We start from the raw sequence: 19608 nt of genomic DNA, 5'->3' as shown, positions 1-19608 counted from the left end.
GACATAGTGATGCCGCAGGAGAAGCTTACGGTCAGGCACTGGGGACAGGCCTCGTACGAGCACGTATGGCATACCATGCAGGCCTTTACCGATCAGCGGGATGCCGATACCGGCGATGAATTCTGGCTGGTCGAACACCTGCCGGTATTCACCCAGGGTCAGGCCGGCAAGGCCGAGCATATCATCAATGTCGGTGATATCCCGCTGGTGCAGACCGACAGAGGCGGCCAGGTCACCTATCATGGCCCGGGGCAGCTGGTACTGTATCTGCTGCTGGACGTGCGTCGCAAACAGCTGGGGGTACGCCACCTGGTCACCGGCATGGAAACCGCTATCGTCAGCCTGCTCGCCGATTATCAGATAGAAGCCTATGCCAAACCCGATGCCCCCGGCGTCTATGTGGGGGACAGTAAAATTGCCTCACTGGGGCTGCGGGTGCGCCGAGGCTGCTCATTTCATGGGCTGGCGCTTAACGTCAACATGGACCTGACTCCCTTTCTGCGGATCAACCCCTGCGGTTATGCCGGCATGGCCATGACGCAGTGTTGCGCCCTGGGTGGACCCCAGACCCTGGAAGAAGCTCAGTCCCGACTGGTACCCTTGCTGGCAGAGCAGCTTGGCTATCAACATCTCTACTACACCACAGAGAAACTGAAATTATGAGTAAACCTGTACGCGTCGAGCCCGGCGTAAAATTGCGTGACGCCGACAAGATGGCCCTGATCCCGGTCAAGTACATGCCGGATGCTGAAGAGGAAGTGTTGCGCAAGCCGGAGTGGATGAAGATCAAGCTTCCTCCCAGTAATCAGCGCATACAGAACCTGAAGAACATCATGCGCGAGAACAAGCTGCATTCGGTTTGTGAGGAGGCGTCCTGCCCCAACCTGCCCGAATGCTTCAACCACGGCACCGCCACCTTCATGATCCTCGGCGCCATCTGTACTCGCCGTTGCCCCTTCTGCGACGTGGCCCACGGCCGCCCGCTGGCGGTGGATCCGGAAGAGCCGGCCAAGCTGGCCAAGACTATCCGGGAGCTGGGTCTCAAATACGTGGTGATCACCTCGGTAGACCGGGATGATCTGCGCGACGGCGGTGCCCAGCACTTCGTCGATTGTATCCGCGCCATTCGCGAGCAGAGCCCGAATACCAAAATCGAGATCCTGACTCCGGACTTCCGCGGCCGCATGGATACCGCATTGGAAATCTTCAAGGACACGCCGCCGGACGTATTCAACCACAATCTGGAAACCGCCCCGCGCCTGTATCGGGTTGCCCGCCCCGGTGCCGATTACAAATGGTCGCTGGAGCTGCTGCGCCGGTTCAAGGAAATGCACCCGCAGGTGGCCACCAAGTCCGGCCTGATGATGGGTCTGGGTGAGACCAACGAAGAAATCGTGGACGTGCTCAAGGATCTGCGCGAGCACAACGTCACCATGCTGACGCTGGGCCAGTATCTGCAGCCAAGCCGCCATCACCTGCCGGTGAAGCGCTATGTGCCGCCCGCCGAGTTTGACGAGCTGAAAGCCGTGGCCGACAGCATCGGCTTCCACCACGCCGCCTGCGGCCCCTTCGTCCGCTCGTCCTATCACGCGGACCTGCAGGCCCAGGGTGTGGAAGTCAAGTAATTGCCCTACCCTCCGCCTTAAAAAAGGAGCCGTTAGGCTCCTTTTTTGTTTCGACAGTACGTGTGAAATCGTTAATTTGCTCATATTTGAGAGGCCTAGCCTAGAGGCGGCCTCTGTTGTCTCTTTTTGGGTATCGAGTTGCCAGTAGCCGTTGCCAACAGGCGACGCCAAGGCGTGAGGACAAAGGGATCTGCTCAGCCGACCATCACATGACAGGGATGTCATGTGTGAGCGTCACATGGATGTGCTTGCAGCGAGTCGGCGGAGCTGGCCCTTTGGCCTCTTTCCGCTTCAAGCAGGCTCTGCTCAGCATGCCCACAACAAAAAAGGAGCCTTTCGGCTCCTTTTTATAACGACTTATCAGGCTGCTCAAGCCTTGCGGCGGGCGCTAACCGCGTCGGCCAGTTGCGCCAGCAAGGCTTCGGTATCCTTCCAACCGATACAGGCATCGGTGATGCTCTGACCGTAGGTCAGCTCGCCACCCGCTTCCAGATCCTGACGGCCTTCCACCAGGTGGCTTTCCACCATCACACCCATGATCGCCTGCTCACCGGCAGCCAGCTGGGCGCAGACATCGTCGGCCACCACCAGCTGGCGCTGATACTGCTTGCTGCTGTTGGCATGGCTGAAATCGATCATCAGCTTCTGCGGCAAGCCGGCTTTTTCCAGCCCCGCGCACACCGCCGCGACATGATCGGCGCTGTAATTGGGCTCCTTGCCGCCGCGCAGAATGATATGACAGTCCGGGTTGCCGGCGGTGGACACGATGGCGGAATGGCCGAACTTGGTCACCGACAAGAAATGGTGCGAGGCACTGGCCGCACCGATGGCATCGGCAGCGACCTTGATGGTGCCGTCGGTGCCGTTCTTGAACCCGACCGGGCAGGACAAACCGGAAGCCAGCTCCCGATGTACCTGAGATTCGGTGGTACGGGCACCGATCGCGCCCCAGCTCATCAGATCCGCCAGATACTGCGGCGTGATCATGTCGAGAAATTCGCTGGCGGTGGGCAGACCCAGATCGTTGAGATCCAGCAGCAGCTTACGACCGATACGCAGGCCGTCGTTGATCTGGAAGCTGTTATCCAGGTAGGGGTCGTTGATCAGCCCTTTCCAGCCGACGGTGGTACGCGGCTTTTCAAAATAGACCCGCATCACGATCTCCAACCGATCCGCATAGTGATCGCGCAATGCCTTGAGCTGTTTGCCATATTCGATGGCGGCGTCGGTATCGTGAATGGAGCAAGGTCCAATTACCACCAGCAGACGATCATCCTCGCCGACCAGAATGCGGTGAATGGCCTGGCGCGATTCAAACACCGTCGCCGAGGCGGTATCGGTCGCCGGATATTTCTCCAGCACCGCTATCGGCGGCAGTAGTTCTTTGATTTCATTGATACGGATATCGTCGGTTTGAAAATGCATGAGCAACCCTGATTACAATTCCGAGCCCCTGGCTCGTTTTATCGAAAAGACTGGTTTTCAATCTATCCCGAGCGGGGGCGACTGTAAACGCCCTATTGCCCGATGACGGCATTTGTTTGATAGGAGATGCCAATGGAAGGAATAAAAAACAACAACTGTATATTTAAATGATAATCGTTATTATTTAAATATCTTCCAACCAGAGATCTGCACCATGCCCAAGACCCTGACCTTCGCCCTCGTCCACTTTACCGTCGCCTTCAGTGTCGCTTACCTGCTTTCCGGTGATCTGCTGGTCGGCGGGCTGATCGCGCTGGTGGAGCCGATGGTCAATACCGTCGCCTATTTCTTTCATGAGAAGGCCTGGAACAAATTTGGCAGCAAGCTGGACAACACGGGGCTTGGGGTGTGAACATGCGCTCAGATCCCTTATATGAGACTGACCATGAGCTATACCCTGACCGACGCCGACAAGGCCGCCGCCCAGAACATGCGTGATGACGAGCGCTTCAACCATTTCGTTTCCCGGGTGTGCGAGCATGACGAGCTCTGGATCCTCACCGACGAACACGGCTGCATGATGCTGACCTCGGATGATGACGAAGACTGCATTCCGGTATGGCCCCATGCGGACTATGCCAAAGAATGGGCGGTAGACGACTGGAGCCAGTGCAAGCCGGAAGCCCTCACCCTTCAGGTATGGCTGAACCGCTGGGTGCCGGGCATGGAAGACGACGAGCTGCTGGTGGCGGTATTCCCTACCTCCGACGCCACCGGCGTGGTGGTCGAGCCCCGAGAACTGCAAGACGCCATCGACCGCAAGAAAAAAGCGGGACGACATAACTGATGCATATCTGGGTAGATGCGGACGCCTGCCCCAAGGTCATTCGCGATATTCTGTTTCGCGCCGCCGAGCGCACCCGGACAGAACTGACCATGGTGGCCAATCACCCTTTGCCGCTGCCGGGTTCTACACTCATCAAACAGCTTCAGGTGCCCAAGGGCTTCGATGTGGCTGACGATGAAATCGTGGCGCGACTCCAGCCCGGCGACATTCTGATCACCGCCGATATTCCGCTGGCGGCCGAGGCACTGGAAAAAGGCGCCCGGGTGCTGAGCCCGCGCGGGGAACCGTTCGACAAGAGCACCATCAGGGCCAAGCTGACCATGCGCGATTTTATGGATACCATGCGGTCCAGCGGCGTGCACACCGGCGGGCCGCCCAGCCTTAATCAGGCCGATCGTCAGGCCTTTGCCAACCTGCTGGATCAGTTGTTGCGTTGAAAACGCTGCTGTGTGAAGCGTGACGTGAGGGAAGCATGTTATATCTCTTCTCGCCTCAGCCTTCACTCTTCACATGTCTTTAAAAACAGAGGTATGCCATGTTCAAGTCTGTTGTTATCGCATTGAGCACCCTTTTGCTCAGCGCCTGTGCCGGTCTCAGCCAGTACAGTGTGTCGGAAGGCGAAATTGAAAAATCGCTTTATACCCTGCTGGAACAGCAGGCACCTCGTTTTACCCAGGGCCTGGTAGAGACCCGGGTCGACAACCTGGATCTGCAGATTGGCCCCGATAACCGTCAGGTGGTGCGCCTGAACCTGCAGGGCGAAACCGCCATCAATGCCCTGATAGCCCGCTTTCCGGCCCAGCTGGATCTGGCCATCGAAGGACGTCCGGTCTATGACCGCCAGCAGAATGCGATTTTCCTGCGAGATCTCAAACTGCTGCAAAGCAAGGTCGATGCCTTCGGCTACAAGGGCGACATGACCGCCGCCTCCGCCGGCATGATGCAGTTACTGCGCGCCGTGCTGGAAAACCAGCCGGTCTACCGGCTCGACGACAGTCGTTACAGCTGGCTGAGCAAGGCGCCGGTGGCCATGGATATCGCCCCCGGTCGCCTGGTGTTCAGCCCCCGCTTCAGCGACTAAATAGCCATAGCCTGTTGTCCGGCATTTGGCCTACAATGGCGGACAACTCGTATCAATCAGCTCAGAACAACAGGCAGGTGTGCTATCAGTACCGCAGTCTTGATGGTGTTTATTCCCACCTTTTTCTTCGTATCGGTCACCCCCGGCATGTGCATGACCCTGGCGCTGTCGCTGGGGATGACGGTCGGGGTGCGCCGCACCCTGTGGATGATGCTCGGCGAGCTGGCAGGCGTGGGCCTGGTGGCCTGCCTGGCGGTGGTCGGCGTGGCCGCCATCATGCTGCAGTATCCGCAGTTGTTCCTGTTGCTCAAATACGGCGGCGGCCTCTATCTGGCCTGGCTCGGCATTCAGCTGTGGCGCTCCCGGGGCAAACTGGCCCTGAACCCGATGGATGCCGGCCCCCGTCATATTCCGGCTCGTACCCTCATCAGCCAGGGCTTCGTGACCGCCATCGCCAACCCCAAGGGCTGGGCCTTTTTCATCGCCCTGTTGCCGCCCTTTATCGATAATCAGGCTCCTCTGGCCGGCCAGCTGCTGGGGCTGGTGTCCATCATACTGGTGCTGGAATTCATGTGCATGCTGCTCTATGCCAGTGGCGGTCGCACCCTGAGCCGGGTACTGCAACAAAAAGGCAAGGTCAAGCTGATGAACCGCATCGCCGGCAGCCTGATGCTGGGTGTGGCCCTGTGGCTGGCAATCGGTTAACGGTGGCTGGCCGTGGGCTGATGTCACGCCAACCCGGCTGGCTGGCGCTGGCCATGGCTCTGCTGGTCATCAGCCTGTGCCTGAGCCAGCGACTGGGCCTGGTGTCCGGCTGTGTGGCTTCGGCTCATCAGAGCGGCGCCGACCAGCTCGCCGCCCCCGATCACCCCGACAACCTCGATAACGAAAGCCAGTGTGATCTATCTGAGCAGCTGCTGAGCAAAGTGTGGAATCAACTGGAGCCACTCTTGATCGGCTTGCTGCTGGTGCTGCCCTGGCTGCCGCTGCCAGGAACACGCTGGTACCGCCGCCTGCGACCTCCCCCCCGGCCTTTTGCCGAGCGACGACGACACCTGGTCTTGTGCGTGTTCCGGGAATGAGATTAACGCCGCCATCTTGTAAGCTTGCGTTAATCCACCGGAGACCCTATTCGTGATCAGAATCTTTACCTTTTTCATCCTGCTGTTAACGGCCGCCTTGCCGCTGCAGGCTGCCGACACCGGCTGGCTGCAGGCACCCGAGCACCCCCCGGTGCAGGTGCGCCTGGTACAGACCGGCCCCTATGATGCGGCCAATAATCATTACCCTGCACTGCTGCAGATACGCCTGGAAGACGACTGGAAAACCTACTGGCGCTCTCCCGGCGAAGGCGGCATCGCGCCCCGTCTGGACTGGCAGTCTTCCGCCAACCTACTTTCGGTCAACTGGCAGTGGCCCCTGCCCGAGCGTTTTACCCTGCTCGGCGTCGAAACCCAGGGCTACCATCACGAGGTCGACTTTCCCCTGCAACTGACCCCGGTCGAGGCTGGACAGGCCGTCACCTTCGATGCCCGGTTGACCCTGCCCAGCTGTACCACCATCTGCGTGCTTACCGAATACCGGCTGCAACTGCCGCTGGAGCCGCTGATGGCGACCGACGAGGTGCTGAATCATCAATACCAACAGGCGGTGTCACGGGTCCCCCGGCCGGCGAGCCTGGTGCAGGCCGAATCGCTGATCTGGGACCCAGCCGCCAAACAACTCGCTATCAGCCTGACCAATCTCCGTGGCTGGCAACAACCGGCGGTATTCGTCGACGAACTCGACAACAGCATCTTCAGTCAGCCACAACTGACGGTCGACGACACCCGGCTGGAAGCCCGCTTCAAGGTCGGCAGCTGGGATCCTGAGCTGGATCTGGATGGACAGGTGGTGGTGATCACCGCCACCGACGAAGGACTGGCCGAAGAGCTGGCCGGGCCCATCACCCGCGGGGCCCTGTCCCCGATGGCGACAGCGGTCCCCTCGCTGGGACTGGTATTGCTCTATGCCCTGCTCGGTGGCCTGATACTCAACATCATGCCCTGTGTGTTGCCGGTGCTGGGGCTCAAACTCAACAGCCTGCTGCTGGGTCAGCGCTCCCGTGCCGAAGTGCGCGCTCCCCTGCTATGGTCTGCCGCCGGTATCATGCTGTCGTTCTGGGCCCTGGCCGGTTTCATGCTGGTACTGACCTGGTCCGGCGCCCAGCTCGGCTGGGGCATCCAGTTCCAGCAGCCGGGTTTTATCGGCTTCATGCTGCTGGTCACCGCCCTGTTTTCGCTTAACCTGTTCGGACTGTTCGAGTTGCGCCTGCCCGCCGCCATCAGTACCTGGCTGGCGACCCGTCCCGGCCATGGCAACGGCGGCCATCTGCTGCAGGGCATGTTCGCCACCCTGCTCGCCACCCCCTGCAGTGCACCCTTCCTGGGGACCGCGGTGGCGGTGGCTCTGGCTTCCTCCCCGCTGGTGCTGATCACCATCTTCACCGGTCTGGGACTGGGCATGGCCATGCCCTGGCTGCTGCTGGCACTGTTTCCGGGCTTTGTCCGCTCGCTGCCCAAACCCGGCCCCTGGATGATCAGGGTGAAATGGCTGTTCGGGCTGATGCTGCTCGCCACCAGCCTGTGGCTGCTGTCGCTGCTGCAGTCCACGCTGGGCAGCACCATTACCCTGTCGCTGGCCGCCGTGCTGATTGTGCTGCCACTATGGTCCTTGCTGCACCATTACGGCCGCCGGGGCCTGGTGTTCGGTCTGGCGGGTGTCATGCTGCTGGGCGCCGTCGGGGGCACCACCGCCTTGCTGACCCAGTCACGCTGGGTCAGCCCGGTAAAAGGTGAACTCAACTGGCAACCGCTGGACCCGGCGCGTATCGAGCGCGAAGTCGCCGCCGGCAAGCGGGTATTCGTCGACATCACCGCCGACTGGTGCATTACCTGCCAGGCCAACAAGATAGGAGTGACCCTGCGTGATCCGGTCTACTCCGCCCTGCAGGAAGAAGATATGGTACTGATGCGGGGCGACTGGACTCGCCCCGATGCGGCCATTACCGACTACCTGCATGCCAACCAGCGTGCCGGGATTCCCTTCAATCAGGTGTTTGGCCCCGGCCTGCCCCATGGCAAGGCGCTGGACGTACTGCTGACCACCCGTCAGGTCCTCGATGCGTTGAATGAGGCACGGCCATGAGCCGGGCCTGGCGCAAACGATTTGGCTCCGCGCTGATCTATCTGCTGCTGCTCGTCACCGTGATCACGGCGGTGGATCTGTGGCGCAGTCGGGATCTGCCCACCGAAGTGGCGGCCCTGGGCCCCCTGACCACACTGAACGGCGACGCGATGGACCTCGATGCCATGAGTCGGCAGCAGCCGGTACTGGTATATGTGTGGGCCAGCTGGTGCGGCGTCTGTCGACTGGTGTCACCCATGGTGAACATGGTCGGAGCCCCCGTGGTCAGCATCGCCATCGCCTCGGGTCCGGATGCGAAGGTCAGCGGCTATGTGCGGGAAAAGGGGTATGAGTTTGCGGTCGTCAACGATGAGGATCATCGGCTGGGACAGACGCTGGGCGTCAGTGTAACGCCCACCCTGATGGTTGCCAGCCAGGGTAAACTGCGCTTTGCCACCGCCGGCATCACCACCCTGCCGGGCATGTACCTGCGGCTGTGGCTGGCCCGGATTAGGGATTAGGGATTAGGGATTAGGGACTAGGGACTAGGGACTGATGACCGGGTTCAACCCCGAGTCATCCATCCCCGGTCCCGGTTTTCAGAACAATACTCGCCGGCCCTTGATACAGTCTCGGCACACGGGCTCGCCCTTCAGGGAACCCAGCACCTCGGGCGCGCAGCGTTTACCGCAGCTGCTGCATTCATGAAACGATTTCAGCCTCAACGCTATGGTGTCCTCCACCAGCGCCAGCAACTGTTCCAGACTGCCACTACACGCATCGATGACCCCCTGAGAACGAGGTTTGACGGTGTGAATATCGTGATGGCGCCATTCCATAGCCGGCAGCAGCACCTCTGCCTTGTCGTGCTGAAACACCACTATCACCAGGGCAGGATCCCCGATAAACAGTGTCTGAGCCCCCTGTACCGGATAGGGTAACTGGCTCTTGAGATACTGTCGCCACGACTCCAGAGTCGGTGACAACGGCATCGCCAACAGCAGGGCATCCAACAACTTGGATGGCATAATACTCCCTCTTCACCAGACAATAACGGCAAGGCCGCCGACTTGTCTGCTCGGCAATTTGCGATTAGTCACGGATCAGATAATCTGCCTGACCTATCCACTTGTAGCTGGTCAACTCTTCCAGCCCCATGGGGCCGCGAGCATGCAGTTTCTGGGTGGATACCGCCACTTCGGCTCCCAGGCCGAACTGGGCGCCATCGGTAAAGCGAGTCGAGGCATTCACATAAACCGCTGCCGAAGGTGCGCCGTTGATAAAGCGCTCGGCGTTGCTCAGGCTGCTGGTGAGAATGGTATCGGAATGACTGGCATTATACTCGCGCAGGTGTGCCAGCGCCTCGTTCACATCGGCGACAATTTTCACCCCCAGTGTCAGCCCCAGCCATTCGGTGTCAAAGTCACCTTCGACGGCGGCCCGCACCCTGGCCGGGCCCGCCCCCAGCAGCGCCAGCGCCTCGGCGTCAGCCACCAGTTCCACCTGCTTTTGCGCCATGGCGGTGCTCAGGGTAGGTAACAGCTCTGCTGCAACGGCCCTGTGTACCAGCAGGGTATCCAGCGAGTTGCAGGCGCTGGGCCTGTGGGTCTTGGCGTTATCGATAACCTTGATCGCACGCACCAGATCGGCACCGTCATCAACAAAGGCATGACTGATGCCAAAGCCGCCGATGATCACCGGAATGGTCGCCTGCTCCTTGCACAGTTGGTGCAAGCCAGGGCCACCACGGGGGATGATCATGTCCACGTACTTGTCGAGCTTGAGCAGGCCACTGACCCACTCCCGACCCGGCTCACCGATATATTGCACCGCGCCTTCCGGTAACCGGTTCAGCGCCAGCGCCTGACGGATCACCTTCACCAGTTCCTGATTGGTATGGAAGGTTTCCCGACCACCGCGCAGAATGCTGGCATTACCGGTTTTCAGGCACAGGGCGGCGATGTCGATGGTAACGTTGGGGCGGGCTTCATAGATCACCCCCACCACGCCCAGCGGGACCCGGCGGCGAGACAGTCGCATGCCGTTTTCCAGCACCCGGGAGTCCAGCTCGCTGCCGACCGGATCCGGCAACGACACCACATTGCGTACATCGTCGGCAATGGCCTTGAGCCGGGCCGGATTCAGCATCAGCCGGTCCAGCATCGCCTCACCGATACCACTTTCCCGGGCGGCCTCCAGATCCCTGGCATTGGCAGCCAGGATCTCGGGGGCGGCGGCTTCGAGGGCATCGGCCATCGTCAGCAAGGCCTGATTCTTGGCCCGCGTCGGGGTTTCGGCCAGGATAAAGGCGGCAGCGCGTGCAGCCTGCCCCATCTGTTCCAGATTCATATTTTCTCCTACAAGAGCACCAGATCGTCGCGGTGAATGGCCACGTTTCCGTAGCCGTAGCCCAGCAGTGATGTGATCTGCTCTGAGTGTTGTCCTTTGATTCGGTTCAGGTCGAGTGCATCGTAACGACAGATACCTCGCGCCAGCTCCCGCCCTTCGGTATTGACGATACGTACCGCCTCACCTCGGCGAAAGCGCCCTTCGATGCGCACGATTCCTTTGGGCAGCAGGCTGGAGCCCTTTTCCCGTACCGCCTTGGCCGCCCCGGCATCGATATGGATTTCGCCGTGGGGAGGAGGGCCGGCCAGGATCCAACGCTTGCGACTTTCGAGTGGCGTGGCCAATGCCGGGAAACGGGTGCCGATACGCTCACCTTCGGCCAGTCGTCCGATCACCTCCGGTACCTGCCCGGTGGCAATCACCACATCGACGCCGGCCCGCCGGGCCACGTCGGCCGCCTGCAATTTGGTGGCCATGCCGCCGGTGCCCAGGCCGCTGATGCTGCCACCGGCCAGTTTGCGCAGGGTGTCATCGATGGTTTGTACTTCTTCAATCAGCTGCGCCTTGGGATCGTGGCGGGGATCGGCGGTAAAGAGCCCTTTCTGATCGGTCAGCAGGATCAACAGATCCGCCTCGGCCAGAATGGCGGCCCGGGCAGACAGGTTATCATTATCTCCCACCTTGATCTCGTTGGTGGCCACCGCATCGTTTTCGTTGATCACCGGAATGATACGGTTATCGAGCAAGGCGCGCAGGGTATCCCGGGCGTTAAGGTAACGCTCCCGGTCTTCCAGATCGGCCCGGGTCAGCAGGATCTGGCCCACGTGCAGCCCGTAAAGGTTGAACAATGACTGCCAGTTCTGGATCAGCTGGGTCTGACCTACCGCGGCCAGCATCTGTTTGTTGGCCATGGTATTGGCCAATTCGGGAAAGCCCAGATGTTCACGCCCGGCGGCAATGGCTGCCGAGGTGACCACAATAATATGATGGCCGGCCCGGTGCAGACTGGCGCACTGACGCACCAATTCTACCATGTGAGCCCGGTCCAGGTGACGGGTGCCGCCGGTGAGCACACTGGTGCCCAGTTTTACAACGATGGTTTTGCCTTTCATGGAACGCCCTGCGGCTCCTTACTAACAGCAATGCCGGCAAAGCCGGCAAGATAATAAAATGAGGCACACCCGGGCCACGGGTAATAACGGCCATCGCCGCAGAGAATGCCGGCTCAGGCTGCGCTCAGCAGATGATTGTTTCCCAGTGCGGGAGAAGGGCGAATACTGAGTGACAGGCTGTTCATACAGCTACCGAGTTTATCGTAAAAATCACGCAGCGTGCGCGCAACCTCCGCTTCGTGCTTTTTGGGCAAGGCCCGTTCTTGCCATTGCCCGCTGGCATCAAAGAAACCGAGCTGGTAATGAAACTCGAAATTCTGGCTGTCCTCGGTCGTCAGCATCAGCCACCACCCCCAGAACTCCCGCGCTTCCGGCAGTGCCTTGGCACTGGCGCAGACCGCCAGACAGTCAAAGAAATACTCCGATTCATTCGACTTCGCCTCCCGCAGATAGGGACCGATAGCGGTAAATTTACGCACTAACTTACGATGAGTAACCGTGTCTGTGGTCATGCAACCTCCCTGTTAACTTAACTATATGTAACGTTTTTTTTAAGCGGGGGTAAAGGCCGCCTGCCGTCCTTGCCGTAAAAAACGTCAGCACCGGGCTGCAGACCCCGGCAAACACCGTCATCATTCACCTCGAGCATCAATAAAAAAGGCTCCCGAGGAGCCTGTTTTATTACACCTTGTCCTGTTCGCACAACGGCGGAACAAAAACCACCCCCATGTCCCAGGGCTGCTCAATCCAGGTATCCTGACCGACTCGCACTTCAAAGTCATCGACCAGCGGTTCGCCTTTGGGCTTGGCAAAGACGGTAATGAATTTGGCTTTAGGATACAGCTCGCGAATGACTTTGGCGGTGTTGCCGGTGTCCACCAGATCGTCGACGATCAGGAAGCCTTCACCATCGCCTTCCACATGCTTGAGTACTTGCAGATCGCTACGCTGCTGATCATGGTCATAGCTGGAGATGCACAGGGTATCGACATGACGGATCCCCAGTTCCCGCGACATGATGGCGGCCGGTACCAGGCCACCACGACTGACCGCAATAATGCCCTTCCACTGACTGGCAGGTAACTGACGCTCGGCCAGCTTACGCGTTTCGCGCTGAAAGGAGTCCCAGGTGACGACGAATTTGTTGGACATAAAAAGAACCTTTGGGTGTTAGCTTTCAAGACAAGATGGACACCGCTGCCCGTTGCGGTGTTTCAGGCACCGCCGATAGGCAGCCAGCCTCAGCCAGACAACGAGCAAACAATGGTCGCATTATAGAGATCACTCCCATTCTTGACCAGAGTTACAACTTTTTATTGCCCGAGCTTTATTCGACCCCGGTTACAGGACCCGGGCTGGGGGAACACTTGCCCATCGTGATGTCGGTCAGGATTATCGCCCGCCGACATTTAATGAATGGATAACCGGAACAAGAGCGCGTTAAGCTGTCGCCTTATCCCGTGGCTCCGTGAACAAGGTATCCCATGTCCTCTATTCGTCAGCTTTCTCCTCACCTGCTGTGGCAATTTTTCGACACCCTGTGCAGCATTCCCCATCCGTCCGGCCACGAGGCCGCGGTGCGCCAATGGATCGCCGACTGGGCCGGCAGCCAGGGGTTGGAAGTCATACAGGACGCCATCGGTAATCTGATAATCCGCAAGGCCGCCACCGCCGGGCTGGAAAGGTGTAAAGGTGTGATCCTGCAAGCCCATATGGACATGGTGCCCCAGGCCAATGCCGACACCGAACATGATTTCACGCAGGATCCGATACAACCTTATATCGACGGCGCCTGGGTGCGGGCCCGGGGCACCACCCTGGGTGCCGATAACGGCATCGGCCTGGCCGCCTGCCTGGCGGTGCTGGCCGATGACAAGGTGCAGCATGGCCCACTGGAGGTGTTGCTGACCATCGATGAAGAAAGTGGCATGACCGGTGCCTTTGGCCTGGCGCCGGGGCTGTTACAGGGCGAGATACTGCTCAACACCGACTCCGAGCAGGACGGTGATGTCTACATGGGGTGCGCCGGCGGGGTCGACGCCAACATCACCCTGCCCTACGAGCAAGAGCCGGTACCGACCGGACACCAGGCCTTGCGCCTGACCATCTCCGGCCTGCGCGGTGGTCACTCCGGCATCAACATTCATCAGGGCCGTGCCAGCGCCAACAAGCTGCTGGCCGAATTGCTGATGGATATCGGCCAGCATGAAACCATTCGCCTGGCCGAGCTGAACGGCGGCACCCTGCGCAATGCCATCGCCCGGGAAGCCAGCGCCCTGCTGACCCTGCCCGCCGATGCAATGGAAACACTGGCCAGGCTTGTCGACACACGCCAACAGCAATACCGGCGCGAATTTGCCGGGGTCGATGATTTTATTGCACTGGAACTGACCCCGGCCGGGTTGCCCGCGCGAGTCATGACCACGGCGTTGCAGCAGCGACTGAGCGCCGCCCTGTTCGCCTGCCCCCATGGGGTGATGGAAATGAGCCGCAGCATGCGGGATGTGGTGCAAACCTCCACCAATCTCGGGGTCATCAGCACCGAAGCCAAGCATATTCATGTGCAGTGCCTGATCCGTTCACTCAGTGATGAGGGCCGGGAGCGGGTCGCCGGCCAGACTCAGGCGGTCTTTCGCCTGGCCGGCGCCGACTGCCACTTTGACGGCGCCTATCCCGGCTGGCAGCCAGATCCGGACTCCGCCGTGATGCAGCTGCTGCTGGATACCCACAAGGCGCTGTTTGGCGTGCAGCCCGAGGTCAAGGTGATCCACGCCGGGCTGGAATGCGGCCTGTTCAAGGCGGCTTACCCCGAGTGGGATATGGTCTCTTTCGGGCCGACCATTCAGGGCGCCCACTCGCCGGACGAACGGGTGCACATCGAAGCGGTTTCCCGCTTCTGGCAATTGCTGGTACGGGTGCTGAAGCAAATACCCGAACGGTAACAACCCGAGGCGTGAAGGGAGTGTCTTGCACCTCACGCCTCCCGGCTTACCGCGTCAGCAACCGACCCTCGGCCGTCGCATTCGGTATTCAAGGGACGCAATTTGGCTTATGCTCTCTGGAATAATTCAATGGAGGCAACCGCCATGAAAAGCGCCCCTTTCTATTTGCTGCTGACCGTGCTGGCCACGCCGGCAATGGCCGGTAATATCTTCAGTGGTATCATCGATTTTGGCCGTGAGGTGCTGGATGAAACCCGCAAGCTGGCCCCCGGGATTCAGGACGACAGACGACAGGAAGCACCGGCCCGTATCACGGCAACGTCACCGGACGACGGCCGCGACAGCCCGGCACTGGAGAGTCCGTCCAACGGCACCACCGTGGTGATAGCCCCACCGCCGGCGGCTTCGCAGCCGGTATCGCCTGCCGCCAATCACGGCTGGCAATTCGTTGAAGAAGATCGGCTGAAATAACAGCCCCTCCTGAGACCCGGCAAGGCTCTCCCGGCCATCGCCTGACGGCTCGGCTTTGCCGGCACAGAGCCAGTCTGATTTTACATTTTATTTCAATATGTTAAGATAGTTAGACTTCAAAGCTTAATGAGAACCTCAACATGAAAACAACATCCATTGCCCTGTTTCTGGCCCTGAGTGCCGGTTATCTGGAAGCCGCTTCGGCCGATACGATAGTGGCCAAAGCCCAGCAAACCACCAAGGTAGCAGCCAAGAGCACTACCGATGCGGATGCTACCCTCGCCGTGACGCCGGACGAGACCGAACCGCACAAGTCCTGACACCAACCCGCCGACTACCAGTTGAAGTTCAGCTGCTCCCCCTGAACAGCCAGCTCATTGCCTTCGTGATATAACTCGACACTGACTCCTATCAGCCTGATCCCCCGTCCTCTGGCACGCTCCCACCCTTCGGCACAGAGCTGCTCGGCTAATTCCGGTTGTGGGCAAAGGCACCGACGAGACAGCGTCGTCTGATTAAAGTCGTCAAACTTCAGCTTGAGACAGAGTCCCTTTATTGTCCGTCCGGCCAGCCGGCGCATCAGCTCGGGCCACAACCGCAGCAGTACCTGTCGTCCCTGCTCCAGATGATGGATATCCTCCGCTAGCGTGGTTTCCACCCCCACCGACTTCCTCACCCGCTCGGTCTGTACCGGACGCTCGTCAATCCCCTGCGCCCGCAGCCACAGCAATTGCCCAAACTTGCCAAAACGACGCACCAGCTCCTGCTCGCCCACCTCTCTCAGCTGACCACAGTGCTCCAGCCCGAGCGCCTTGAGTTTTTCCGTGGTCTTGCGCCCCACGCCGGGAATGCAGGACAAGGGAAGGTCACGCACAAAATCGGCCACCGCCGCGGGAGGCAACACAAAGAGTCCGTTCGGCTTGTTTTGTTCCGAGGCGATTTTGGCCAGCAATTTATTGGGAGCGACGCCGGCAGATGCGGTCAGCTGCAGCTCAAACTCGATGGTACGGCGAATATCTTCCGCAATACGGGTGGCGCTGCCGCCGAACAGGGAGCTGTTGGTCACATCAAGATAGGCTTCATCCAGCGACAGCGGCTCGACCAGATCGGTATAGCGATGAAAGATTTCCCGGATTTGTCTTGAGACCGCCTTGTACTCGGCCATGTTGCCCGGAACCAGTAACAGTTGCGGACACCGTTGCAGCGCCTGATGGCTGGCCATGGCCGAGCGGATGCCATAGGCCCGGGCCGGATAGTTGCAGGTGGCGATGACGCCACGCCGGCTGGCGCTGCCACCGATGGCCAGCGGAATATCGCGCCACTCCGGATGGGCACGCATCTCTACTGCCGCAAAGAAGCAGTCCATGTCGACATGAATGATCTTCCGCATGAGGGCAAAGCGGGGATTGGGGATCAGGGATTCGGGACTCGATCACAGCGCCCCCAGTCCCTAATCACCCGTCCCCAATCCCGGAGGTTAGATGATCCGGTTTTCTTCCAGCATCTGTCGGCGGGCTTCTTCCTTGGCCATTTTTTTCTTGCGGCTTTCGCACGGATCCGGGCAGTCACAGGCTTTTTCCACCCCGATGCTGCCAAGACCGCCACAGGAGCCGGCAATGGTCTTGCGCTGCACGATATAGCCGATGGCCATGGCAAAAATCACCAGCGCAAAGACACCAAAGGTAATCAGAAAATACAGCATATCAACCTCTTAAATACTTCTTGAAGGCGCTGGTCATATCCACTCTGAAGCCCTCATCGGTCTTGGTCAGCAGATAGACTGCCAGCTGATGTTGCTCGGCAAACACCAGGGCTCGCTCGGTACCCATGACCGTCAGCGCGGTCGCTAGTCCATCGGCGATCATACAGGATGGATGTATCACTGTCACCGACGCCAGCTGATGGGTAATGGGCCGGCCGGTCTGGGGATCGATGGTGTGAGACAACCGTTGCCCGTCCAGCTCGTAGTAATTGCGATAGTCGCCGGAGGTCGCCACGCTACTGTTACCGATGGCAATCACCTGCTGTACCGAGCCACTACCGGTTTCCGGTTTTTCCACCGCAATCCGCCAGGGCTGGCCATGGGCATTGAGGCCACTGAGCCGTACCTCACCACCAATTTCCACCAGATGATCGGTCAGTCCCTGTTCCGCCAGATACTCGGATACCACATCCACGCCAAACCCCTTGGCGATGGCCGACAGATCCACGGCGAGTTCGGGCAACTGTTTGTACAGGTACTCCGCTTCGCTATCGACTGTCACCCGCAGATGTTGCAGTCCGGTTCGTTCACGAATCTGTGCCAACTGTTGCAAGCTGGGCACCCGGGTTGGACGGGCATCGGGACCAAAGCCCCACAGGTTGACCAGCGGGCCCACGGTGACATCCAGCGCCCCCTCGGTCATTCGTCCCAATTGCAGCGCCGCCGTGACCACCCGGGCGGTATCCGCCGACACCCTGAAAGGGGTCGGCTCCCCGAACCGATTGAAGCGACTCAGCTCCGAGTCTTCCCGATAGGTGGACATCTGCTCGTTGACCCGCTCCAGCCGGCGGTCGATCTCCGCCTGTAATACCTGGGCCCGGGACTCTTCGGCCCCCACCACCTTGACCGAATAGTAGGTACCCATGGTATTGCCGGTCAGATGCAATTGGGGATGCTCGACCGTCGCCGGTTTACAGGCGACCAATAAAAAGGCCAGCCCCAGGGGGGCCAGCCATTTAGTTACATAAGACATCATCAGTGTTTAACCACCAAAGTCATCCAGCAGAATGTTGTCGTCTTCAACGCCCAGGTTCTTGAGCATGGAGATCACGGCGGCGTTCATCACCGGCGGACCACACATGTAGTATTCACAATCTTCGGGAGCTTCGTGATCCCGCAGATAGTTGTCATACAACACGTTATGGATAAATCCGGTGTAACCGTCCCAGTTGTCATCGGGCTGAGGATCGCTCAACGCCACATGCCACTGGAAGTTCTCGCACTGCTCCTGCAGACCGTCGAAATCTTCCACATAGAACATTTCGCGCTTGGAACGGGCACCGTACCAGAAGCTGATCTTGCGCTTGGAGTTAAGACGCTTGAGCTGGTCGAAGATGTGCGAACGCATCGGCGCCATACCGGCACCACCACCGATAAACACCATTTCTGCATCGGTATCCTTGGCGAAGAATTCACCGAAGGGACCGGAAATGGTGGCCTTGTCACCGGCCTTGAGCGACCAGATGTAGGAAGACATCTTGCCCGGAGGCGCGCTCCAGTTACGTGGCGGCGGGGTCGCGATGCGCACGTTGAGCATGATGATGCCTTCTTCTTCCGGATAGTTGGCCATGGAGTAGGCGCGGATGGTTTCCTCGTCTACTTTGGACTCCAGCTCGAAGATCTTGAACTTGTCCCAGTCTTCCCGGTATTCCTCGGGCACATCGAAGTCTTTGTACTTGACGTGATGGGCAGGCGCTTCAATCTGAATATAACCACCGGCACGGAAAGGCACGCTTTCGCCGTTGGGGATCTTCAGCTTCAGTTCCTTGATGAAGGTCGCCTTGTTATCGTTGGAGATAACTTCGCAATCCCACTTCTTGATGCCGAACACTTCTTCCGGCAGCTCGATTTTCATGTCCTGCTTGACGTTGACCTGACAGGACAGACGCTCGCCTTCACGCGCTTCGCGCTTGGAGATGTGATCCTGTTCGGTAGGCAGAATTTCACCGCCCCCTTCCAGAATGCGCACCCGGCACTGACCACAGGAGCCACCGCCGCCACAGGCAGAAGACACGAAGATACCGTTGGCCGCCAGGGCGCCCAGCAGCTTGCCGCCGGCGCCGGTGGTGATGGCCTTGTCGGGATCGTCGTTGATGCTGATAGTCACATCCCCTTCCGCGACCAGCTTGGACTTGGCAAACAGGATAACGCTTACCAGGACCAGCACGATCACGGTGAACATGACCACGCCTAGAATGATTTCCATCGATTATTCCTTTTCTATCACTGGGGTTACAGAGATATGCCAGAGAAAGACATGAAGCCCAGAGCCATCAGGCCGGCGGAGATAAAGGTAATCCCCAGACCGCGCAGACCATCGGGTACATCCGCATACTTCATCTTCTCGCGCAAACCGGCCAGCAATACGATTGCCAGCATCCAGCCAATGCCGGAGCCAAAGCCGTAGACGATGGACTCGGCGAAGTTATAGTCCCGCTGTACCATGAACGACACGCCACCGAAGATGGCGCAGTTTACGGTGATCAGCGGCAGGAAGATGCCGAGCGCGTTGTAGAGCGCAGGGAAGAACTTGTCCAGCAGCATTTCCAGGATCTGAACCAGAGCCGCAATTACCCCGATAAAGGTAATGAAGTTCAGGAAGCTCAGGTCCACCCCTTCGGCCAGGGCGCCATCTTTCAGGATGAAGTTGTAGATCAGGTTGTTAACCGGTACCGAAATGGTCAGTACCACCGTTACCGCAACCCCCAGACCGAACGAGGTTTTTACCTTCTTGGATACCGCCAGGAAGGTACACATCCCCAGAAAGAAGGCCAGTGCCAGGTTCTCGATGAAGACGGCACGAACAAATAAACTCAGAAAATGTTCCAT

24 protein-coding genes are annotated in these 19608 nt (G+C 59.3%); 13 read left to right on the top strand and 11 right to left on the bottom strand.

Annotated elements, in window-relative coordinates:
- The first annotated feature begins 9 nt into the window (after positions 1-9).
- On the top strand, positions 10-663 hold the full coding sequence (gene lipB / locus BFR47_RS02265) for a lipoyl(octanoyl) transferase LipB (RefSeq protein ID WP_071471565.1): 654 nt from the start codon (positions 10-12) through the stop codon (positions 661-663).
- On the top strand, positions 660-1625 hold the full coding sequence (gene lipA, locus BFR47_RS02260; RefSeq protein ID WP_071471564.1) for a lipoyl synthase: 966 nt from the start codon (positions 660-662) through the stop codon (positions 1623-1625). Before lipB ends, lipA begins: the two co-directional genes overlap by 4 nt.
- Positions 1626-1994: 369 nt before the next feature.
- Here lipA and aroG read toward each other — a convergent pair whose 3' ends face one another.
- Positions 1995-3050, bottom strand: a complete 1056-nt coding sequence (gene aroG, locus BFR47_RS02255) for a 3-deoxy-7-phosphoheptulonate synthase AroG (RefSeq protein WP_071471563.1) — start codon at positions 3048-3050, stop codon at positions 1995-1997.
- Positions 3051-3264: 214 nt separating this feature from the next.
- Between aroG and BFR47_RS02250 the strand changes: the two genes are divergently transcribed.
- The 8 genes from BFR47_RS02250 to BFR47_RS02215 all read left to right on the top strand — a co-directional run bounded on the left by BFR47_RS02250 (position 3265) and on the right by BFR47_RS02215 (position 8664).
- Positions 3265-3462, top strand: coding sequence for a DUF2061 domain-containing protein (locus BFR47_RS02250; protein WP_071471562.1), 198 nt, complete (start codon positions 3265-3267; stop codon positions 3460-3462).
- Positions 3463-3495: 33 nt separating this feature from the next.
- The gene (locus tag BFR47_RS02245) at positions 3496-3897 is read left to right on the top strand and encodes a DUF2750 domain-containing protein (RefSeq protein WP_071471561.1); all 402 of its coding nucleotides are present in this window, start codon (positions 3496-3498) and stop codon (positions 3895-3897) included.
- Positions 3897-4334, top strand: a complete 438-nt coding sequence (locus tag BFR47_RS02240; protein ID WP_071471560.1) for a YaiI/YqxD family protein — start codon at positions 3897-3899, stop codon at positions 4332-4334. Before BFR47_RS02245 ends, BFR47_RS02240 begins: the two co-directional genes overlap by 1 nt.
- Positions 4335-4432: 98 nt before the next feature.
- Positions 4433-4978, top strand: a complete 546-nt coding sequence (locus BFR47_RS02235; protein WP_071471559.1) for a YceB family lipoprotein — start codon at positions 4433-4435, stop codon at positions 4976-4978.
- Between the two features lie 102 nt (positions 4979-5080).
- On the top strand, positions 5081-5683 hold the full coding sequence (locus BFR47_RS02230; protein WP_071471558.1) for a LysE family translocator: 603 nt from the start codon (positions 5081-5083) through the stop codon (positions 5681-5683).
- Between the two features lie 20 nt (positions 5684-5703).
- A complete protein-coding gene (locus tag BFR47_RS02225) occupies positions 5704-6060 on the top strand; it encodes a hypothetical protein (protein WP_245748765.1) in 357 nt (118 codons plus the stop codon).
- Between the two features lie 52 nt (positions 6061-6112).
- Positions 6113-8164 carry a protein-disulfide reductase DsbD family protein gene (locus tag BFR47_RS02220; protein ID WP_071471556.1) on the top strand — a complete coding sequence of 684 codons (2052 nt, stop codon included), beginning with the start codon at positions 6113-6115 and terminating at the stop codon, positions 8162-8164.
- A complete protein-coding gene (locus tag BFR47_RS02215) occupies positions 8161-8664 on the top strand; it encodes a protein disulfide oxidoreductase (protein WP_071471555.1) in 504 nt (167 codons plus the stop codon). Before BFR47_RS02220 ends, BFR47_RS02215 begins: the two co-directional genes overlap by 4 nt.
- A 78-nt stretch (positions 8665-8742) precedes the next feature.
- On the opposite strand, the gene BFR47_RS02210 is transcribed toward BFR47_RS02215, so the two are convergent.
- The 5 genes from BFR47_RS02210 to gpt all read right to left on the bottom strand — a co-directional run bounded on the left by BFR47_RS02210 (position 8743) and on the right by gpt (position 12756).
- On the bottom strand, positions 8743-9171 hold the full coding sequence (locus BFR47_RS02210; RefSeq protein WP_071471554.1) for a hypothetical protein: 429 nt from the start codon (positions 9169-9171) through the stop codon (positions 8743-8745).
- A 64-nt stretch (positions 9172-9235) separates the two neighbouring features.
- Positions 9236-10492, bottom strand: coding sequence for a glutamate-5-semialdehyde dehydrogenase (locus BFR47_RS02205; RefSeq protein ID WP_071471553.1), 1257 nt, complete (start codon positions 10490-10492; stop codon positions 9236-9238).
- Positions 10493-10500: 8 nt separating this feature from the next.
- A complete protein-coding gene (proB, locus tag BFR47_RS02200) occupies positions 10501-11604 on the bottom strand; it encodes a glutamate 5-kinase (protein ID WP_071471552.1) in 1104 nt (367 codons plus the stop codon).
- A gap of 113 nt (positions 11605-11717) precedes the next feature.
- Positions 11718-12116 carry a sigma factor-binding protein Crl gene (gene crl, locus BFR47_RS02195; protein ID WP_071471551.1) on the bottom strand — a complete coding sequence of 133 codons (399 nt, stop codon included), beginning with the start codon at positions 12114-12116 and terminating at the stop codon, positions 11718-11720.
- Between the two features lie 169 nt (positions 12117-12285).
- Complete coding sequence (gene gpt / locus BFR47_RS02190) at positions 12286-12756, bottom strand: xanthine phosphoribosyltransferase (RefSeq protein WP_071471550.1); 471 nt, start codon at positions 12754-12756, stop codon at positions 12286-12288.
- Positions 12757-13088: 332 nt separating this feature from the next.
- Between gpt and BFR47_RS02185 the strand changes: the two genes are divergently transcribed.
- From BFR47_RS02185 to BFR47_RS02175, 3 genes are all read left to right on the top strand, one after another.
- Positions 13089-14546 (top strand): aminoacyl-histidine dipeptidase, encoded by a 1458-nt coding sequence (locus BFR47_RS02185; protein WP_071471549.1) that lies wholly within the window; start codon positions 13089-13091, stop codon positions 14544-14546.
- Between the two features lie 144 nt (positions 14547-14690).
- Positions 14691-15017 (top strand): hypothetical protein, encoded by a 327-nt coding sequence (locus tag BFR47_RS02180; RefSeq protein ID WP_071471580.1) that lies wholly within the window; start codon positions 14691-14693, stop codon positions 15015-15017.
- A 140-nt stretch (positions 15018-15157) separates the two neighbouring features.
- A complete protein-coding gene (locus tag BFR47_RS02175) occupies positions 15158-15337 on the top strand; it encodes a hypothetical protein (RefSeq protein WP_071471548.1) in 180 nt (59 codons plus the stop codon).
- Positions 15338-15351: 14 nt separating this feature from the next.
- Here BFR47_RS02175 and dinB read toward each other — a convergent pair whose 3' ends face one another.
- The 5 genes from dinB to nqrE all read right to left on the bottom strand — a co-directional run bounded on the left by dinB (position 15352) and on the right by nqrE (position 19608).
- On the bottom strand, positions 15352-16407 hold the full coding sequence (gene dinB, locus BFR47_RS02170; protein ID WP_071471547.1) for a DNA polymerase IV: 1056 nt from the start codon (positions 16405-16407) through the stop codon (positions 15352-15354).
- A gap of 87 nt (positions 16408-16494) precedes the next feature.
- Positions 16495-16719: a (Na+)-NQR maturation NqrM gene (gene nqrM / locus BFR47_RS02165; RefSeq protein ID WP_071471546.1), complete on the bottom strand. Its 225-nt coding sequence runs from the start codon at positions 16717-16719 to the stop codon at positions 16495-16497.
- 1 nt (position 16720) lies between these two features.
- Positions 16721-17755, bottom strand: coding sequence for an FAD:protein FMN transferase (locus BFR47_RS02160; protein WP_071471545.1), 1035 nt, complete (start codon positions 17753-17755; stop codon positions 16721-16723).
- Between the two features lie 6 nt (positions 17756-17761).
- A complete protein-coding gene (gene nqrF / locus BFR47_RS02155; protein ID WP_071471544.1) occupies positions 17762-18985 on the bottom strand; it encodes an NADH:ubiquinone reductase (Na(+)-transporting) subunit F in 1224 nt (407 codons plus the stop codon).
- Positions 18986-19011: 26 nt separating this feature from the next.
- Entirely contained in the window at positions 19012-19608 is a 597-nt protein-coding gene (gene nqrE, locus BFR47_RS02150; RefSeq protein WP_071471543.1) for an NADH:ubiquinone reductase (Na(+)-transporting) subunit E, read from the bottom strand.

Source organism: Oceanisphaera psychrotolerans, assembly GCF_001870485.1.
Lineage (GTDB): Bacteria > Pseudomonadota > Gammaproteobacteria > Enterobacterales > Aeromonadaceae > Oceanimonas > Oceanimonas psychrotolerans.
This window is presented reverse-complemented; position numbering and strand designations above follow the sequence as displayed.

Bases quoted from the DNA above. Each gene is read 5' to 3' on its own strand.
- lipB (WP_071471565.1), top strand. From the start codon at position 10: ATGCCGCAGGAGAAGCTTACGGTCAGGCACTGGGGACAGGCCTCGTAC.
- lipA (WP_071471564.1), top strand. From the start codon at position 660: ATGAGTAAACCTGTACGCGTCGAGCCCGGCGTAAAATTGCGTGACGCC.
- aroG (WP_071471563.1), bottom strand. From the start codon at position 3,050: ATGCATTTTCAAACCGACGATATCCGTATCAATGAAATCAAAGAACTA.
- BFR47_RS02250 (WP_071471562.1), top strand. From the start codon at position 3,265: ATGCCCAAGACCCTGACCTTCGCCCTCGTCCACTTTACCGTCGCCTTC.
- BFR47_RS02245 (WP_071471561.1), top strand. From the start codon at position 3,496: ATGAGCTATACCCTGACCGACGCCGACAAGGCCGCCGCCCAGAACATG.
- BFR47_RS02240 (WP_071471560.1), top strand. From the start codon at position 3,897: ATGCATATCTGGGTAGATGCGGACGCCTGCCCCAAGGTCATTCGCGAT.
- BFR47_RS02235 (WP_071471559.1), top strand. From the start codon at position 4,433: ATGTTCAAGTCTGTTGTTATCGCATTGAGCACCCTTTTGCTCAGCGCC.
- BFR47_RS02230 (WP_071471558.1), top strand. From the start codon at position 5,081: ATGGTGTTTATTCCCACCTTTTTCTTCGTATCGGTCACCCCCGGCATG.
- BFR47_RS02225 (WP_245748765.1), top strand. From the start codon at position 5,704: ATGTCACGCCAACCCGGCTGGCTGGCGCTGGCCATGGCTCTGCTGGTC.
- BFR47_RS02215 (WP_071471555.1), top strand. From the start codon at position 8,161: ATGAGCCGGGCCTGGCGCAAACGATTTGGCTCCGCGCTGATCTATCTG.
- BFR47_RS02210 (WP_071471554.1), bottom strand. From the start codon at position 9,171: ATGCCATCCAAGTTGTTGGATGCCCTGCTGTTGGCGATGCCGTTGTCA.
- BFR47_RS02205 (WP_071471553.1), bottom strand. From the start codon at position 10,492: ATGAATCTGGAACAGATGGGGCAGGCTGCACGCGCTGCCGCCTTTATC.
- proB (WP_071471552.1), bottom strand. From the start codon at position 11,604: ATGAAAGGCAAAACCATCGTTGTAAAACTGGGCACCAGTGTGCTCACC.
- crl (WP_071471551.1), bottom strand. From the start codon at position 12,116: ATGACCACAGACACGGTTACTCATCGTAAGTTAGTGCGTAAATTTACC.
- gpt (WP_071471550.1), bottom strand. From the start codon at position 12,756: ATGTCCAACAAATTCGTCGTCACCTGGGACTCCTTTCAGCGCGAAACG.
- BFR47_RS02185 (WP_071471549.1), top strand. From the start codon at position 13,089: ATGTCCTCTATTCGTCAGCTTTCTCCTCACCTGCTGTGGCAATTTTTC.
- BFR47_RS02180 (WP_071471580.1), top strand. From the start codon at position 14,691: ATGAAAAGCGCCCCTTTCTATTTGCTGCTGACCGTGCTGGCCACGCCG.
- BFR47_RS02175 (WP_071471548.1), top strand. From the start codon at position 15,158: ATGAAAACAACATCCATTGCCCTGTTTCTGGCCCTGAGTGCCGGTTAT.
- dinB (WP_071471547.1), bottom strand. From the start codon at position 16,407: ATGCGGAAGATCATTCATGTCGACATGGACTGCTTCTTTGCGGCAGTA.
- nqrM (WP_071471546.1), bottom strand. From the start codon at position 16,719: ATGCTGTATTTTCTGATTACCTTTGGTGTCTTTGCGCTGGTGATTTTT.
- BFR47_RS02160 (WP_071471545.1), bottom strand. From the start codon at position 17,755: ATGATGTCTTATGTAACTAAATGGCTGGCCCCCCTGGGGCTGGCCTTT.
- nqrF (WP_071471544.1), bottom strand. From the start codon at position 18,985: ATGGAAATCATTCTAGGCGTGGTCATGTTCACCGTGATCGTGCTGGTC.
- nqrE (WP_071471543.1), bottom strand. From the start codon at position 19,608: ATGGAACATTTTCTGAGTTTATTTGTTCGTGCCGTCTTCATCGAGAAC.